This is a genomic window from Geminocystis sp. CENA526 (assembly GCF_050753365.1).
Lineage (GTDB): Bacteria > Cyanobacteriota > Cyanobacteriia > Cyanobacteriales > Cyanobacteriaceae > Geminocystis.
Map to the genome: position 1 here is coordinate 1 of NZ_JBLZFY010000088.1, position 16,808 is coordinate 16,808.

A 16,808-nucleotide genomic window follows, 5' to 3' on the forward strand; every position below is an offset into this window, starting at 1 on the left:
GGGAACTTTTGTCTTTAAGGCAATAAACGCTTGGGGAGAGGATGCCTCTATTTTGATTGGTAGCAATACCTGTCAGGGTAAGCAACCTCTATGAACCAAGAATCCCACATACTTCAGTCGTGGGAGTGTCAATCCTAAGCAATGACTTAAAACTAAGAGGATTTTACCATGAGTACAGTAACAGATAATGACTTAAGAGAGTTAAAGGATTTAATTAACTCTAAATTTGAGCAAGTCAATGAAAAAATAGACTCTCGTTTTGAGCAAGTAGATAACAAGTTAAATGATATGAGAGTAGAAATAGCCTCAATTAAGGGTAATCAAGAAGGTTTTAGTAAAAGACTTGATAATCTTGAGTTTACTAATCGAGGTATTTTGATTAGTGTGGTTAGTGGGTTATTAATCGCAACAATTACGTTAATAGTCAAATTTTTAGCGCAGCCTATCGGTTAATGAATTAAAGATACTTGAAATATACTAAAAATTATCTCACTTGAAATAAGTTACCATCAGGAAGGTTACTGACGGCTCTTTGTAATTCGTTTAAAGATTGATTGTAACCGATAATCGCCTGTAAAAAATTCCCTCTAGCTTCCGTTAAACTTCTTTGGGCGTTGATAACGTCCGTTTGTGTGCCAACTCCTGCTTGAAATCTTAATCTTGCTAAACGGAGGCTTTCAGTAGCTGTAGTAACAGCTTTTTCAGTACTTCCTATATTTTCTTTATTAGCAATCATGGTATTGTAAGCAGTTTCTACTTGCAACCTAATTTTATTGCGTTGATCGGCAAAATTAGTTTCGTCAATCTCGATATTACGGGTTTCTTGATCTCCCCTTGCCCTTGCTGTACCACCATCATAGAATCGCCAACGCAGTCTTGCACCAACATTATAACCATTGGCAAAGCCTGTATTATTTAAAGTATCGGCGGCTGTACCAGTAAAATTATAACCTGCAAATAAGCCAACTTGGGGGCGAGTTTCTGATAAAGCAATTTCTCGATTTTGAGCGTTAATTTCCCTTCTGACTAATAATTGTTGTAATTCTGCTCTATTTTTAAAAGCCATAACGATACTATCTTCTAGGGTATATTGCCATACTCCTTTTTCCGTAATTTCATCGGCGGCGGTTAACTCGACATTTTGACCTATACTTAATACTTCGGCTAAAGTGCGCCTAGCGTTTCTTTGATTGGAAATGGCTACCGTTAAAGCTTGATTAGCGTTGGCTAAATCCACTTCGGCTTGTAAAACGTCAAATCTTGTGCCTAATCCTGCTTGTTCGAGTAATTGAGCATCTCTTAGGGTTTGAGAAAAGTCTTCGATGGCGGCTTGGGCAATGGCTACTTGAGCATCTCTATTTTGTAATTCATAGTAAGAGTTAGTGACGTTAAAACGGGTTTCTTCAGATATACGCTCTACGTCTAGTTTATTAAAATAAATTTCTCTACGGGAGCGTTCGATCGAAGCACTGCGACGACCACCGCTATACAAGTCATAACCTACCTCCAAGCCCCCTAAAAAACGAGTTTGATGACGAAAAACGTCACCCCCTTGAGGAGATGTATCTTGCCCCCCTTGGTTAAACTCTAATTGTCCGTCCACAGTGGGTAATTCTGCCCCTTGGGATGCCCTTAAACCATCTTCGGCTTTTTGTAGCTCAATTCGAGCCGCTTGTAAGTCTTTATTGTTTTTGAGGGCAATTTCGATGGCTTCTTCTAAGCTAATAGACTGGGTTTGCTCAATTTCTACCTCCTTGGGTTTGGTGGGAAACTGTAAAGGGTTAGGATTGGGGTTAAATCGATCGAGACTAGCACTAGAATCCACTGATTGAGCCATGATGGGATTTATATAACCCAAATTTAAACATAAGGCACTAAGAAGTAAAGGAAAACTTTTTAAATAAGACATTTGTATATAAAGATGATTACTTTTTAATAGAGATTATAAAATATAGTTTTGAGAATGTAGAATATAATACTAGATTAAGGGTTCGATCGCACAGCGCTGCCTTTGGCGATCAAAAATTTTGAATGACTAAAGGGGATCATATCCCATTACCCTGAAATTGAATCAAAAATTGATCATTATTTTAAGAGAATTAATGTAAAACATCGCTCATTTTAGCGTAAAATTCTAATGACAGATAGTATTTATTATTAAATCTGCTCACCTGTAAAAACTAGCAAATAGTTATTGACATATTATGGCTCTTGGCTACCTCGCCCTCGTGCTACACGCACATTTACCATTTGTTCGCCATCCCGAAAGTGATTATGTCTTAGAAGAGGAGTGGTTGTATGAAGCAATCACCGAAACTTATATCCCTTTACTCCATGTTTTTGAAGGCTTAAAACGAGATGGAGTTGACTTTAAAATTACCATGAGTATGACACCTCCCTTAGTGTCTATGCTCAAAGATAAATTATTACAAGAAAGATATAGCGAACATTTAGAAAAACTACAAGAATTAGTTGAAAAAGAAATCGAGCATAATGAGCATAACGGGCATATAAAATACCTAGCTGAATATTATGCTCAAGAATTTAGCGAAACCCGTAAAACATGGGAAAGATATAAGGGTGACTTAGTAGGGGCATTCAAGAAATTTCAAGACAGCAACAACGTTGAAATTATTACCTGCGGTGCAACTCACGGTTATTTACCCCTAATGAAAATGTACCCTCAAGCGGTATGGGCGCAAATTGAGGTTGCTTGTCAAAGTTATGAAGAAAATTTCGGCATTCGCCCTCGTGGTATTTGGTTGCCTGAATGTGCCTACTACGAAGGTTTAGAAAGAATGTTAGCCGATGCAGGGTTGCGCTATTTCTTGACGGATGGTCATGGTTTATTATACGCTCGTCCTCGTCCTCGTTTTGGTACTTATGCCCCCATTTTCACCGAAACAGGAGTAGCAGTATTTGGACGAGATCATGAATCATCTCAACAGGTTTGGTCATCAGAAGTAGGCTATCCGGGTGATCCAGTTTATCGAGAATTTTACAAAGATTTAGGTTGGGAAGCCGATTATGATTATATTAAACCCTATATCATGCCCAATGGTCAACGGAAAAATGTGGGGGTAAAATATCACAAAATCACCAGTCGTCAAGCTGGTTTATCCGACAAAGCCTTATATGATCCCTATTGGGCAAGGGAAAAAGCAGCAGAACACGCAGGAAACTTTTTATACAATCGTGTTCAACAGGTGCAACACCTAGCAGGAATGATGCAACGAGAGCCGATCGTAGTATCTCCCTATGACGCAGAACTATATGGTCATTGGTGGTATGAAGGACCTCAATTCATCGACTTTTTATTCCGTAAAGCGTGGTTTGATCAAGATTCCTTGTATATGATACACCTAGCGGATTATTTGAAAGGACATCCCACCCAACAGGTAGCAATTCCCTCTCAATCTAGCTGGGGTTATAAAGGTTTCCATGAATATTGGTTAAATCATACTAACGCTTGGGTTTACCCTCATTTACACAAAGCGGCAGAAAAAATGATTCATTTGTCCACTAAAGAACCAGAAGACGAGTTACAATTAAAGGCATTAAATCAAGCCGCCAGAGAATTGTTATTAGCACAGTCTTCCGATTGGGCATTTATCATGCGCACTGGTACAATGGTGCCTTATGCAGTAAGACGAACTAAGAGTCATTTACTGAGACTAAATAAACTCTATGATGATATTTGGGCTGAAAAAATTGATTCTGGTTGGTTAGAAAAAGTGGAAAAAATTGATAACATTTTCCCTAACATCGATTATCGTGTTTATCGTCCTCTTTAACAATGAACAATTAACAATGAACAATTAACAATTATTTTTCACAAATTTTTTCTCTTGTGTCAATAATGTTTTCTATCCCTTATTAAATTAATTGTATATTTAAAATTTAGGGGTTAATGGCGTTAAGCCTTCAAGAAATTATTTAATAATTAAAATTATGACTGAAGAAACTAAAGTAGAAACTACAAAAAAACCCGAAGCAACGGAAGCAAAAACCGCTCCTGCTAAAAAAGTTAAGCCTCCTGCTTTAGAAGATAAGCCTTTTACTGAGTTTATGGAGCAACATTTTACTCCGACTCTCAAAACGGCTTTAGAAAAACAGGGTTTAGAAGATATACAAGTGGATTTTGTGAAAGCTAAAATTCCCATTAAGGGTTTTGAGTCGAATCCTGAGTGTTGGCAAGTGGTGGGTAATCTCAAAAATCGTCAATTTTCTCTCTATTTCCTTGAGGAAAATATCAACGGGCAAAAGGCTTTTTCTTGTAGTACTGACGGACAAAAACCCAGTACGATCGAATCCTTTATGATTGATGAGCGCAAAGCTAGTCTTGATTTGATGGTGTTATTTACCCTGAAGCGCTTAAATGGTCAAAAATGGTTAGCTAGAAATTGAAATAGCGAAAAAAACTGATGAACTAAGGTATTAGGTATTTCTCCCATTTTCCCATCTCTATAAATCTCAATTCGATGCAGTTCTACATAGTTTCAAGAGCATCCCATTAGAGTTCGATCGAATTGAGGCTAAAACCCCGAAATAAAGTCTAAAAATCATAGGTTGGAAACAACTAAATAAATAATCAAAAGGCACTCTCTATTAAGTTAGGGGTGCTTTTTGGTGTTGGTGTGAATATGTTATTATACTGACAAGATTTTATTTGTTTATGTATCATTAATGTTAACAGAATACATCGCTATAGCAATGAAACAAGCAACCTACGAGTTGTTAGAAGATAATACTTATTATGGTGAAATTCCTGTGTGTGGAGGAGTCTGGAGTAATCATTCTACTTTAGAAGGATGTCGAGATGAACTGCAAAATACTTTAGAGGGATGGATTATTTTAGGCTTACAAAAAGGACATTTTTTGCCCGTCTTAGATGGAATTGATCTTAATTTAAAAGAAAAAGTAGCCTAATGTCAGAACTAAATCCGATTAGTAGAAAACAATTAATTCGCTGTTTAAAAAAGTTTGGTTTTGATGGTCCTTATTCGGGCGGAAAACATCAATATATGATCAAAGAAAATTTGAGATTAACTATTCCTAATCCCCATCAAAAAGATATTAGTTCGCCTTTATTAGCTAGAATATTACGTCAAGCAAAAATTGCAAAAGAAGACTGGGAAAATTAATAATATAAATATGAATAAAATAGTTTCAGGACTTATAATTGGCCAGTTTTTCACAGTTTTAGTATTCTAGGGATAGACGATAGTACCCAATTTAATCAGCATTTCTTATCACAGTGATTAATTTAATTAATATTTAAAACTCTACAATCCTGAAAAAATTTGTCATCATATAAATATCAAAAATCATAAGTTAGTACCTCGAAAAATCAATAACGTAATTATCAGAAAATGAGTATCACTTTATAAACAAAAGCAATTCTTTTAATTTTATGAATCAAAATGAGGATTCATCTCGCCTCTACTCTAATCTTTCTTCAGATACTTTAGATACCGCTAAAGGTTTTCTTTTTGGTGTCTATATTCCCTTTTTGCCTGATTTTCTTCTCGATCATACTCTACTAGGTAAAGAACCGTCCGATCGCATTCAAGAACATTCTAAACGATGGACGCAATTTGTCTCAGGATTATGGCGTGGTAGTGGAGATGTTACTTATTCTCTGAGATTTAACCTCCATGAGACTCATAAACGTATTTATGTTTATTTGTTAGGGCGACTTCATACTACCTATAATAATCCCCAAAGTATTAACCAAGTTATTGTTTCTATTCCTCCTAAAATATCCATCTCTGAATATGTGCAAAAAATTAAAGGAAGTACATCTCATTATCTCACCGAAAAATATTTTTCCCCTTTTCAATGGCAAAAAGGTTATGGTGTTTTTTCTATCAGTCAGAAAAATTTATCTCAAGCGATCGAATATGTTAAAAATCAAAAAAAACATCACGCAAATTCTACAACTATTGCCATGTTAGAAGATATAAAAAACGAAGACGATCCTCCTCTGAAATATTTTCAAAAATAAGAATACAATAAAATAAATAAATAGATAAAAATGTAATATGTGGTTAAATTTATGAGTATTGAAAGTTATAAAAAACAAATTGAACAACAAAAACTAGAAACATCTGTCGAAAAACCGAAAACAGGTAAGGAAGCCCTTGATGACTTTAACGCAAAATTTGAGATTTTTAAAGCACAAAGAGAAGGAAAGGAAATTACCGATAAAGTAGAAACATCTGCTGAGAAACCAAAAACAGGTAAAGAAGCCCTTGATGACTTTAACGCAAAATTTGAGATTTTTAAAGCACAAAGAGAAGGAAAGGAAATTACCGATAAAGTAGAAACATCTGCTGAGAAACCAAAAACAGGTAAAGAAGCCCTTGATGACTTTAACGCAAAATTTGAGATTTTTAAAGCACAAAGAGAAGGGAAGGATGCTAACGCACTAGAAACGCCGAAACAAATACAACCGGGGGAGGTTAGAACAACAGCAGAAGGGTCTGTTATTATATGTAATGAAGTTAAACCAGCTACCGATCGAAAAGGCTATGAAAAAATCCTTTTACCACCTAGTCGAGTTGGATTAGTCGATTTCCAAAGATCCCATAGTCAGGGTGCGGGGCTAGGAAATGAAATGAAAGAGGGTATTCTCTACGCACCGAAAGAAGTCAATTTAAAATTACAAAATCATGGTATTGAGCGATATATAAGAGATATTCGAGATCAACTACGTCCAGATGCTAAACTTTTACTAACTACCGAAACTAAAGCTCACGAAAAAGCTGACAAAAAAGAACCGTCTCTTCTTAAATCAATTGATTATAAGCTAGAAGTTGAAATTAATGGTAAACGGACAAGACTTTTTGAGGCTTCCATTGAAGTTGACAAGATTGAACTTGAAAACATTAAAGATAACAAGAAGGAAGATAGCAAGAAAGAAGATAGTAAAAAAGAAGATGATAAGAAGGAGGTAAAAACCCCTAGAATTACTGTATCAGCGCAACCTTATACTGACGATCTTGAACGCTTTTTGCGTTAAATTCTGACCAATTATGATCTTGCCCTAATTTTTTAGCTATTTCCAAAAAATCTCCATCGGAGGGAAGTTCGGGTATATAGGTCGATCGATCATAAATAGAGGATGATGAAAAAGCATTAGGAATGAAGAATGAAAAATGAAAAACTATACACTATTTAGCAGGGTATATTTATCGATACAGTTGTACCTTCATTTACTTTACTTTTAACGGAAATTGTGCCTTTAAGTAAGTTTACACATTCCTTGACGATCGATAATCCTAACCCAGTACCCTGAATATTGCCCACATTTTTCCCACGATAAAATGTAGTAAATAAATTTGCTTGAGTTTCTAAAGGAATGCCAATACCTCGATCGATCACTTCTAATATAATATTTTTAGGTTGAATCGTTAAAACTACATCTATGATTTTATTATCACCAGAATATTTCACACTATTAGAAATTAGATTCGTTAAAATTTGAGTTAGGAGTTTTTTATCTAAATTTCGATCGTATTCTTTTGTGGTTAAATTTTCTTTATTATTGACTTGAAAAACAATTTTATACTCACCATAAGTTTGCTGAATTTCCTTAACTAAAGTATAGCAAAAATTAGCAATATTAATAGGTTCAAGATGATAACTTAATTGTTGACTTTCCGCTCTATTAATTAATAAAATATCATCTAATAATTTAGTGGTATGCTCAATATAAGTTTCGATGGTTGTAAAATGCTCTTGTTTACTTTCATCAGATAATTTATGTCCAAAAGTTTTTAATATACCAACAGAAGAAGCAATTACCGTTAAAGGAGTCCGAAATTCATGACTTGTTAAAGTGATTAAACGAGATTTTAATTCGTTGACTTCCTCAGCTTTCAAAAGAGCTTCTTTTAAAATTTGTTCTGATTTTTTTCTTTCCGTAATATCTCGACAAACACAGATTAAATAATTTTTATCCGTCAAAGTTAAGGATAATTCTTGAGGAAAAGTTGAACCATCTTTTCTTTTGGCAATAGCCTCTCCACTCCACACTTTATTTTTGATTAAACTAGGGAAAATATTGTTCTCAAAATTTTCTATTTCATCTTCAAAATAAAAACTACGCCAATTATTATCAGGTAATTCTTGCAAATTTTCATAACCAAACATCGTTAAATGTGCCTTATTCATGTAAGTATATCGATCGTGCTGTAAAATAGCTAATCCATCCACCGCCACATCAAAAGTCGCTAAATTTTGATCTACAACCTCTTGAGATTGTTTTAATTTTTCATTAGTTAAATAAATTTGTAAATTTTGATGGGCTAATCGATTCTCTTTTTCTTGTCTTTCTATGGCACTTAATAAAGGTAACATAAAAACATCATGGGGAATATTTTTGTTTCCTAAATAATATTGTTTTACCAAATAATCTTGCGCACCTATTTTGATACTTTCTAAAGCTAATTGTTTTTGATAATCTCCCGTTAAAACAATCACAGGGATATGTCTAAAATTTTTTTTAAATTCTCTTAAGGTATTCAACCCGTAACTATCAGGTAAATTGAGGTCTAAAATCACTAAATCAAAATATTTTTGACCTTTTTTCTTAATAATTTCAAATCCTTGTTGTAGGGAAATTTTATGAGTTAAATTAAATTGATATTCTGTTTCTAAAGCTAATCTTTGTGCAAAAATTTTAGCGGAAACAAGATTATCTTCAATAAATAAAATATTAATATCCTGTAAGCTATCAAAAGTTTTTGTTAAAGAAGACAAATTATTTATTTCTGTCAATTGATTCTCTAAACTTTCAATTTTTTTACTCAATAATTCCACTAAGTTCAATATCTCCTCAGCATTTAAGGAAGGAAGATTATTAATAATCTCCATTAATTTCTGTTGATTATTTATAGAAAATAAAGAAGAGATATTTCCATCAAACATTATTCCTCCTCCTGCTTTTTAAATTACAAAAAAAACATACATAACTTATGTGATAAAACTTTATCAAGTTTTGTTAACAATTTTTAGGGTTAAGCAAAAATACTTTTAAACTAAATTATAACAGTGATGGAAAAATATAAACAAAAAAATCCTGTAAAATTATTAGAAAAATTGTGATTATACTTACGATTTGTAATAAAAAGACAAGGTTGAGGGGAGTATTTTTAGATTTTGCAAGAAAATATTTTCGATAGTTTTAAACCTCTAATCGATCGTTAATTGTAGTGTTTTTTTAATAAAATATCCCCCCTGTGAGGATATACTTTCTTTCTCATCAAAAAAATATTATGATCATTATCTCCAGACTATAGCAGTCAGTTATGAGTTGTGAGAATTAGAATTCTCTTATCATAGAAGGCAAGAGGCAAGATTAGTCATATCTTCGATATTTTTGTTCTAATAATTTATTTCTCATAAATGATTCCTGATTGCTATATTTTGTTGTGAATGCTTTATAATAAAGAACAATCAAGATATTTTTATATTTTTTTTCGATCATAAATTTTTTCTTGGCAATTCAAGGGTTTATTTTTTAAAATTAGAAAAAATTATGTATAAAATTTTAGTTATTGAAGATGAAATAAATATCGCTAAAAATATTAAACAAATTTTAGATTTATCAGATTATTTTACAATTATTGCTGACGATGGTAGAACTGGCATAGAATTAGCAAAGGAAGAAAAACCCGATCTTATTCTTTGTGATGTAATGATGCCTAATTTAGACGGTTATCAAGTTTTAATGGAGCTGAAAAAATATAAAATTATTGATACTATTCCTTTCATTTTTTTAACGGCAAAATCAGATAGACTTGATTTTCGGAAAGGTATGGAGTTAGGTGCTGATGATTACTTAGCTAAACCTTTTTCTCCTGAAGAATTATTAAAAGCAATTCAAATTCGTCTGAAAAAACAAGCTAAAATTAAAGAAAATAATAACAAAGAATTAAGAGAACTTGGTTTAAAAATTCAAAAGGCTTTTCCCCATGAATTATATACTCCTCTGAATGGCATGATTTTGTCTGCAAATCTTCTCAAAGAATATGCTGACACCATGTCGATCGAAGAAATCAAAGAAATGGCACAAACTTTGTTAGAATCTTCTCAAAAATTACATAATATTAGTGAAAAATTTATTCTTTATCTTTATTTAGAATTTATTACTAACAATCCCCATAAATTAAACGAAATTCGTCGTCAAAATTACAAGTGTTTAACTAAAAGTATTTTATTAACTTTTGCCAAGATTCAAGCACAAAAAGTCGATCGAGAAAATGACTTAATTTTAGATTTAGAAGAAATGACAATTAATATGGCGGAAACTGATTTTTATAAAATTGTCACAGAATTATTAGATAACTCCTTTAAATTTTCTAAGGATGGAGATAAAATTAAAATTTTAACCAGTATTAATGATGAAAATTTTTGCAACCTTTTTATTATTAATGAGGGTAAAGGAATAAGTCCTAAAAAACTCAAAGAAGTAGAAAATTTTATTCCTTTTAATCAAAGTTTAGATCATTATGAAGGTTTTGGTATGGGGTTAGCTATAGTCAAAAAAATATTAGAAATTTATCAAGGTTCAATGATGATTGAAAGTTTTGCTAATCGTCAAACGATCGTCCATATTATGTTGCCCCAAGGATAATTCTATAATAAATATATTTCCACCATCAGGATTATTTTCTACTCTGATGATCCCATGATGAGCTTCGATTCCAAGTTTACAAAACGCTAAACCTAAACCAATTTGTTTAACTCCTTTGAGAGGTAAACCTATTTGATATTTTTCAAAAATTACTTCTTTTTTTTCATCGGGAATAGGAATAGCAGTATCGATAATTTTAATTTGTATTGTATCTGATTCTAAATAGTTAAGTTGACAAATTACATTACTATTTTTAGGTGAGAATTTAATAGCATTAGATAACAAGTTGTCTAACACTCTTTTCATTATTTGTCGATCGAAATAAACAGTTATATCATCAGAAGGTAGATTAAGTAATAACTCAATATTTTTAGACTGAGCAATAGTTTTAAAATCATCAATACTGGTTATCAAGAATTGATTAATATTAGTAAGCTCATAATCTAAAATGATTTTACCTGATTGAATTTTTGCCATTTGTAATAAATTATCAATTTGATTATTTAAAACTTGACTCGATGTAATAATTTCGTCTATTTTTGCGGTAGAAATATTAGGGGAAATATTAGGCATTTTTAAAATACCTGCACAAAGAAGAATATTAGCTAAAGGATTACGCAAATCATGAATTATTATATTTGTCATTTCTTGCCTAAGCATCAGGGATTCTTGTAAAAAGTCATATTGTTGTTTGATTCTCAACATAGAATTAACCCTAGCCGATAATTCAATACTATTAACGGGTTTACTAATAAAATCATCAGCACCAGCATCGAGACATAAAGCTAAATCTTTTTTCTCTTCTAATGCTGTCACCATGATAATGGGGATCGATTTCCAACGTTGATCAGCTTTGATAATTTTACACACTTCTATACCGTTTAAATCTGGCATCATCACATCTAAAAGAATCAAATCAGGCTTAATCATTGCTAATTGTTCTAAGATGCCAATACCACTGGTAAGATAATATAAGCTATAGTTATACTTATAAAGTAAGCCTTCAATCACATCAAAATTATTAGGATCATCGTCTATAATTAATAGAGAATATTGCTTATTCAATGACTTTTCCCCCTATGGCATTAGTGATAATAATATTTTCCCATGATTGCAATTGACACATTGGCTTAAAAATTAAAGTTATTCAAACTATTTTGTTTTTTTGACAAGAAACGATTGTTATTTAAGTTTTGATAAATTATCCATTATCTTCAACTTCCCGAATTTCTAATTAATTGTGTTAACATCAAATAAAAATAAGCACTTTTTAGTTAGAAACCATTTTACTCTGTTTAAATTCAACAAGTACAATTTTAGTTAAAAAGTTTGATTCCATCCCCTTATAAGTTTTGATTAAAGATTTGAGAATATGAATATCACTAAACGTGGATTAATTCTAGGTACAACTGCGTTAGCTGTTTCCAGTGTAGCAATAACAGGTTTTGGGCTTCGATTTTCCCAAAGTCAGGCTTTTTTTCAAGATAGCCCTAAAGAATTAGTGGACGAAGTATGGCAAGTTATAAATCGGAGATATGTTGATGCCACTTTTAACGGTGAAGATTGGCGAGAAGTCCGAAAAGAATATTTAGGCAAAGAGTATAGTGATAAGGAACAAGCCTACGAAGCCATTCGAGAAATGCTTAAAAAGCTCAACGACCCTTATACTCGTTTTATGAATCCTGAAGAATTTAAAACGATGCAGATTGACACATCAGGAGAATTAACGGGGATAGGCATTCAAATTACGAAAGAAGAAGAAAGTAAAAATATTGTGGTAATTTCGCCCATTGAAGATACCCCTGCTTTTTCTGCGGGTATTATTTCTAAGGATATTATCCGCAAAATTGATGGTAAAAATACGGAGGGGATGGAATTAAATGATGCGGTATCGATGATTCGAGGCAAACCCGGTACTAGCGTTGATTTAGTCATCGAGCGGGATGGTGAAATGATGAATTTTACAATTACTAGAGCTAAAATTGAAATTCACCCTGTCAGAGCAAGAATTGAACAGAGTCCAGATATAGGCAAATTCGATTATATTCGTTTAGTGCAGTTTAGCAGTAATGCCGCCGCCGAGATGAGACAGGCTATTTTAGAGGGTGAAAAAAATAATGTCGCTGGTTATATCCTCGATTTACGATCGAACCCCGGCGGTTTATTGTATTCCAGTGTGGAAATTGCACGAATGTTTATTAATGAAGGTCGAATTGTTACTACGGTCGATCGAGTTGGAGAAGTGGATGCCCACAGTGCTAACGGTACAGCTTTGACGAATAAACCTGTTATCGTCATAGTGGACGGTGGTTCAGCTAGTGCCAGTGAAATTCTTGCAGGAGCAATACAAGATCACGGACGAGGGGTTGTGGTAGGTACTCAAACCTTCGGTAAAGGCTTAGTTCAATCCGTGCGCGGTTTAGGGGATGGCTCAGGTATGGCAGTTACGATCGCTAAATACTTAACCCCTGACGGGCGAGACATTAATAAACAAGGTATTACCCCTGATATAATTTATGAAATGAGTGAGCAAGACAGAGAAATTTTGATTCAAGATCGCACTAAAATCGGTACAATGGATGATGCCCAATTCAGAAAAGCTGTACAAATTCTTTCTCAACAAATTGCTCGAAAACCAAATTAGTAAATAGTGAATAGTGAATAGTGAATATTATAAAACAATCTCTTTTGATTGTTATTGCGAGTTTACGAAGCAATCTGAAGCAATCTTATTCAAGATTGTAAGAATTAGAAATGAAAAATAAAATTGCTTGTATCGACTTAGAATTTAAAGATAAAAAAATCGGAGATAAGATATATAAACAACCCACAGAAATCGGTTATTCATGGTTTAGTAATCAAAAAAAATTAAATTGTAAGCATCATATATTTGATTATAATCATGATATTGAATTAGTATTTAAAGAACTTAGAGAAATAATAATTGAAATTAGTCAAAAATATAATTTTAATACTTTATTATTTTGGGATAGCCGTCAAGACATCAAGATTTTAAACCAAGCAAAAGTTGAATTAAATCAATTTACCATTGAAGATTTACAAGAAAATATTGCGACATTAACAAATAATCATCGTTTATCTTTAGAGGTAGTTGACACAATTTTTAACCTTGAGAATGAATTACTCAAAGAAGCTATATTCTTAAAAGAAGACGAAAAAAAATTATTAAAAATTCATACAGCGTTAGGGGATTCAGGTAGAATAGCCATTTTATCTAAAAAATTAATCGAAAATGAAACTCAATTAATTACTACTATCAAAAACTATTTTAATCAAGTTAATAATTCTCAAATAAATTCTCTAATATCAGAAAAAGAGCCGACTAAAAATAACATTTTAAAGAGGAGTATTTTACAAACTATTCCCTTAACTCACAATCAGATTAAACAACTTAATGAAGGTATCTTAATTTTATTATCTTTAGATCATTTATCTCCCGAAGAAAGGGATTTAGAAGAAAGAATGTTGGTAAAAAATAAAAATTATCAACTGGTGAAAAAATTACAAAAAAATAATTTTGATGTGCGAGGATTCCCTACTGAATTATTAAAAATCAACCGATTTCTACAATTAAATTTTCATCTTACCGTCGATGATTTATATTCGATCGAACTCCTCAACAAAGAAACCTGATACCTGATGCCTGATACCTACCCTCATTAGTAAACTTAGATGCGTTCTAGCTTATAAGATTGACAAGGTTAGGTTAACCATAGACAATAGACTATAAACCATAAAAAATTTAGATAAAAGAGTTAAATTATGAGATTATTTCGTCCGATTCTCTCTTTAGTATTGATATTAGTCACCACTTTATTAGTTAGCTGTAGTAGTCCTAGTCAAGCAAAAATTCCTACGGTTTATACTCCCGAAAAAATCGCTCAATTACAGCCTTTCCGTGAACCTGTAGCCACTGCCAGAGAACAAATGGAAACCCTCAAAGGTTTTATTCAAGCTGAAAATTGGACTAATACCAGAACTTTTATTCATGGTCCTTTAGGACAATTACGTCAAGATATGAATGTATTGAGCAGAAAATTATTAGTGAAGGATCAAAAACCTGCTCAAGATTTGGCTAAGGAGTTATTTGGTCATTTTGAAAGAATTGATGCGGCGGCTAAAGATCGTAATAGTGTTATCGCTCAATCTCAATACTTGGAAGCGGTTAAAGATTTGGAAGCTTTCTTAAATCTCGTTCCTAGTAATAGTTAATAATTCTGGATTTACGTTTCTGTCTTAAAATATCTATTGAGAGATTGCTTCGTTCCTCGCAATGACCCATTATGTTTGCATAAATCCTGTATGATTTAGAATAGCAAATCGATCGAGCCATGCTAACTTCTTTGTTTTGACTATCTCTTTTGCTCAAGGGTTAATATCAGTTTATTAAATCAATTCTAAATAAACTAGGTGATGTTTTGTTGGGTTACGATAAGCTCTAACCCAACCTACAAAATTTTTGTGTAATGATCGTTTCTTAATTCCTCACGTCTAATTCCTCATTTTTGCCATGATTTTTCCTGATTTTTCCACATTTTCAACGTTGACAACAAAAGGTAATTTTATCCCTATCTATCGAGAATTGGTGGCTGATTTAGAAACACCTGTGTCGGCATGGTATAAGGTATGTGCCGATCGACCCTATAGTTTTTTGTTAGAGTCGGTGGAGGGTGGCGAAAATTTGGGAAGGTATAGTTTTCTGGGGTGTGATCCTGTATGGGTTTTGGAAGCAAGGGGCGATCGAACTCAACAGTTTCATCGAGACGGTAAAGTAGATGTTTTCACTGGTAATCCTTTTGATATTGTCACGGAGTGCCTAGAATCCATTAAACCTGTCAATTTACCAGAGTTACCCGCAGGTATTGGCGGTTTGTTTGGTTATTGGGGTTATGAGTTGATTTCGTGGATTGAACCAAAGGTAAAAATTTATCCTCCCCAAGAAGGGGAATTGCCTGATGGTGTTTGGATGCAGGTGGATAATTTATTGATTTTTGACCAAGTTAAACGCAAAATTTGGGCGATCGCCTATGCGGATTTAAGACAGTCAGATTTGACTTTAGAAGAAATTTATCAACAGGCTTGTGACAAAATTACTAGATTGGTTCTCAAGTTACAATTACCGCTCCCTGTTTTAGCAAAACCTTTGGAATTTAATCCTACAAATCATGGTGAAGCTCACCATACTTATCAAAGCAACACAACAAAAGAAAAGTTTTGTCAGAATGTAGAAAAAGCGAAGGAATATATCAAGGCTGGAGATATTTTTCAGGTGGTTATCTCCCAAAAATTGCAGTCTAGTTACGAAGGAAATCCTTTTGAACTATATCGATCGCTCCGTTTAATTAATCCTTCTCCTTATATGGCTTACTATAACTTTAATGGATGGCAAATTATCGGCTCATCTCCTGAAGTGATGGTAAAAGCTCAAAAAACTGCCGAAGGCATTACTAAAGCTACTTTAAGACCGATCGCAGGAACTCGCCCTAGGGGGAAAAATCATGGCGAAGATCAAGCCTTAGCTCAAGATTTGTTAAATGATCCCAAAGAAATTGCTGAACACGTTATGTTAGTGGATTTAGGGCGTAATGATTTAGGAAGAGTGTGCGTCAAGGGAAGTGTAACCGTAGATCAATTAATGGTGATTGAGCGTTATTCCCACGTTATGCACATTGTCAGTAATGTAATCGGGGAACTCGATCGAGCTTATTCTGCATGGGATTTATTAAAAGCGGCATTTCCCGCAGGTACTGTTAGTGGTGCTCCTAAAATTCGGGCAATGGAAATTATTAACGAGTTAGAATCCGAAAGGAGAGGTGCTTATTCAGGGGTTTATGGTTATTATGATTTTGAAGGGCAACTCAACACAGCCATAACCATTAGAACTATGATTGTAGAAAGAATATCAGGCACAGACAATCATCGAGTATCCGTACAAGCAGGTGCAGGATTAGTAGCAGATTCTGAGCCCGAAAAAGAGTATCAGGAAACCCTCAACAAAGCTAGAGGTTTATTAGAGGCAATCCGTAGCCTTAATTAATAAATCACCTTCGACAGAGACAATAATCGTCAATGATCTAACCTCAGCATTTTCTCCCCCCTCTCCCCCCTCACCCCCCTGCCTCCTCTAACAATCTTCTGCGTGCGC

15 protein-coding genes are annotated in these 16,808 nt (G+C 33.4%); 12 read left to right on the plus strand and 3 right to left on the minus strand.

What is annotated here, in order from left to right; genetic code table 11:
* Positions 1-168 precede the first annotated feature (168 nt).
* On the plus strand, positions 169-453 hold the full coding sequence (locus ACN4EE_RS17845) for a hypothetical protein (RefSeq protein ID WP_431707826.1): 285 nt from the start codon (positions 169-171) through the stop codon (positions 451-453).
* A 31-nt stretch (positions 454-484) separates the two neighbouring features.
* Here ACN4EE_RS17845 and ACN4EE_RS17850 read toward each other — a convergent pair whose 3' ends face one another.
* On the minus strand, positions 485-1,909 hold the full coding sequence (locus tag ACN4EE_RS17850) for a TolC family protein (RefSeq protein WP_431707827.1): 1,425 nt from the start codon (positions 1,907-1,909) through the stop codon (positions 485-487).
* 295 nt (positions 1,910-2,204) lie between these two features.
* On the opposite strand from ACN4EE_RS17850, the gene ACN4EE_RS17855 reads away from it, so the two are divergent.
* From ACN4EE_RS17855 to ACN4EE_RS17880, 6 genes are all read left to right on the plus strand, one after another.
* Entirely contained in the window at positions 2,205-3,794 is a 1,590-nt protein-coding gene (locus ACN4EE_RS17855; RefSeq protein WP_431707828.1) for a glycoside hydrolase family 57 protein, read from the plus strand.
* A 157-nt stretch (positions 3,795-3,951) separates the two neighbouring features.
* On the plus strand, positions 3,952-4,407 hold the full coding sequence (locus ACN4EE_RS17860; protein ID WP_431707829.1) for a DUF2996 domain-containing protein: 456 nt from the start codon (positions 3,952-3,954) through the stop codon (positions 4,405-4,407).
* 279 nt (positions 4,408-4,686) lie between these two features.
* On the plus strand, positions 4,687-4,929 hold the full coding sequence (locus ACN4EE_RS17865; protein ID WP_431707830.1) for a type II toxin-antitoxin system HicB family antitoxin: 243 nt from the start codon (positions 4,687-4,689) through the stop codon (positions 4,927-4,929).
* Complete coding sequence (locus ACN4EE_RS17870; RefSeq protein ID WP_431707831.1) at positions 4,929-5,144, plus strand: type II toxin-antitoxin system HicA family toxin; 216 nt, start codon at positions 4,929-4,931, stop codon at positions 5,142-5,144. The genes ACN4EE_RS17865 and ACN4EE_RS17870 overlap by 1 nt, the downstream gene beginning before the upstream one ends.
* 269 nt (positions 5,145-5,413) lie before the next feature.
* Positions 5,414-6,007, plus strand: a complete 594-nt coding sequence (locus tag ACN4EE_RS17875; protein WP_431707832.1) for a transposase — start codon at positions 5,414-5,416, stop codon at positions 6,005-6,007.
* 51 nt (positions 6,008-6,058) lie between these two features.
* Positions 6,059-7,024, plus strand: a complete 966-nt coding sequence (locus tag ACN4EE_RS17880) for a polymorphic toxin type 4 domain-containing protein (protein WP_431707833.1) — start codon at positions 6,059-6,061, stop codon at positions 7,022-7,024.
* Positions 7,025-7,179: 155 nt separating this feature from the next.
* Here the strand turns inward: ACN4EE_RS17880 and ACN4EE_RS17885 are convergent, their stop codons facing one another.
* Entirely contained in the window at positions 7,180-8,934 is a 1,755-nt protein-coding gene (locus ACN4EE_RS17885; RefSeq protein ID WP_431707835.1) for an ATP-binding protein, read from the minus strand.
* Positions 8,935-9,544: 610 nt separating this feature from the next.
* Between ACN4EE_RS17885 and ACN4EE_RS17890 the strand changes: the two genes are divergently transcribed.
* Complete coding sequence (locus tag ACN4EE_RS17890) at positions 9,545-10,642, plus strand: hybrid sensor histidine kinase/response regulator (RefSeq protein WP_431707836.1); 1,098 nt, start codon at positions 9,545-9,547, stop codon at positions 10,640-10,642.
* Here ACN4EE_RS17890 and ACN4EE_RS17895 read toward each other — a convergent pair.
* Positions 10,577-11,707, minus strand: a complete 1,131-nt coding sequence (locus ACN4EE_RS17895) for a hybrid sensor histidine kinase/response regulator (protein WP_431707837.1) — start codon at positions 11,705-11,707, stop codon at positions 10,577-10,579. The genes ACN4EE_RS17890 and ACN4EE_RS17895 overlap by 66 nt on opposite strands.
* A 307-nt stretch (positions 11,708-12,014) precedes the next feature.
* On the opposite strand from ACN4EE_RS17895, the gene ctpC reads away from it, so the two are divergent.
* The 4 genes from ctpC (at position 12,015) to trpE (ending at position 16,700) form a co-directional block, all read left to right on the plus strand.
* Positions 12,015-13,286, plus strand: coding sequence for a carboxyl-terminal processing protease CtpC (ctpC, locus tag ACN4EE_RS17900; protein ID WP_431707838.1), 1,272 nt, complete (start codon positions 12,015-12,017; stop codon positions 13,284-13,286).
* Between the two features lie 110 nt (positions 13,287-13,396).
* Complete coding sequence (locus ACN4EE_RS17905; RefSeq protein WP_431707839.1) at positions 13,397-14,296, plus strand: hypothetical protein; 900 nt, start codon at positions 13,397-13,399, stop codon at positions 14,294-14,296.
* A gap of 129 nt (positions 14,297-14,425) precedes the next feature.
* A complete protein-coding gene (gene psbQ / locus ACN4EE_RS17910; protein WP_431707840.1) occupies positions 14,426-14,875 on the plus strand; it encodes a photosystem II protein PsbQ in 450 nt (149 codons plus the stop codon).
* A gap of 298 nt (positions 14,876-15,173) precedes the next feature.
* Positions 15,174-16,700 carry an anthranilate synthase component I gene (trpE, locus tag ACN4EE_RS17915; protein WP_431707841.1) on the plus strand — a complete coding sequence of 509 codons (1,527 nt, stop codon included), beginning with the start codon at positions 15,174-15,176 and terminating at the stop codon, positions 16,698-16,700.
* Positions 16,701-16,808: the final 108 nt, after the last annotated feature.

Excerpts from the sequence above, each read along its gene's own strand:
- ACN4EE_RS17845 (WP_431707826.1), top strand. The coding sequence starts at position 169 with ATGAGTACAGTAACAGATAATGACTTAAGAGAGTTAAAGGATTTAATT.
- ACN4EE_RS17850 (WP_431707827.1), bottom strand. The coding sequence starts at position 1,909 with ATGTCTTATTTAAAAAGTTTTCCTTTACTTCTTAGTGCCTTATGTTTA.
- ACN4EE_RS17855 (WP_431707828.1), top strand. The coding sequence starts at position 2,205 with ATGGCTCTTGGCTACCTCGCCCTCGTGCTACACGCACATTTACCATTT.
- ACN4EE_RS17860 (WP_431707829.1), top strand. The coding sequence starts at position 3,952 with ATGACTGAAGAAACTAAAGTAGAAACTACAAAAAAACCCGAAGCAACG.
- ACN4EE_RS17865 (WP_431707830.1), top strand. The coding sequence starts at position 4,687 with ATGTTAACAGAATACATCGCTATAGCAATGAAACAAGCAACCTACGAG.
- ACN4EE_RS17870 (WP_431707831.1), top strand. The coding sequence starts at position 4,929 with ATGTCAGAACTAAATCCGATTAGTAGAAAACAATTAATTCGCTGTTTA.
- ACN4EE_RS17875 (WP_431707832.1), top strand. The coding sequence starts at position 5,414 with ATGAATCAAAATGAGGATTCATCTCGCCTCTACTCTAATCTTTCTTCA.
- ACN4EE_RS17880 (WP_431707833.1), top strand. The coding sequence starts at position 6,059 with ATGAGTATTGAAAGTTATAAAAAACAAATTGAACAACAAAAACTAGAA.
- ACN4EE_RS17885 (WP_431707835.1), bottom strand. The coding sequence starts at position 8,934 with ATGTTTGATGGAAATATCTCTTCTTTATTTTCTATAAATAATCAACAG.
- ACN4EE_RS17890 (WP_431707836.1), top strand. The coding sequence starts at position 9,545 with ATGTATAAAATTTTAGTTATTGAAGATGAAATAAATATCGCTAAAAAT.
- ctpC (WP_431707838.1), top strand. The coding sequence starts at position 12,015 with ATGAATATCACTAAACGTGGATTAATTCTAGGTACAACTGCGTTAGCT.
- ACN4EE_RS17905 (WP_431707839.1), top strand. The coding sequence starts at position 13,397 with ATGAAAAATAAAATTGCTTGTATCGACTTAGAATTTAAAGATAAAAAA.
- psbQ (WP_431707840.1), top strand. The coding sequence starts at position 14,426 with ATGAGATTATTTCGTCCGATTCTCTCTTTAGTATTGATATTAGTCACC.
- trpE (WP_431707841.1), top strand. The coding sequence starts at position 15,174 with ATGATTTTTCCTGATTTTTCCACATTTTCAACGTTGACAACAAAAGGT.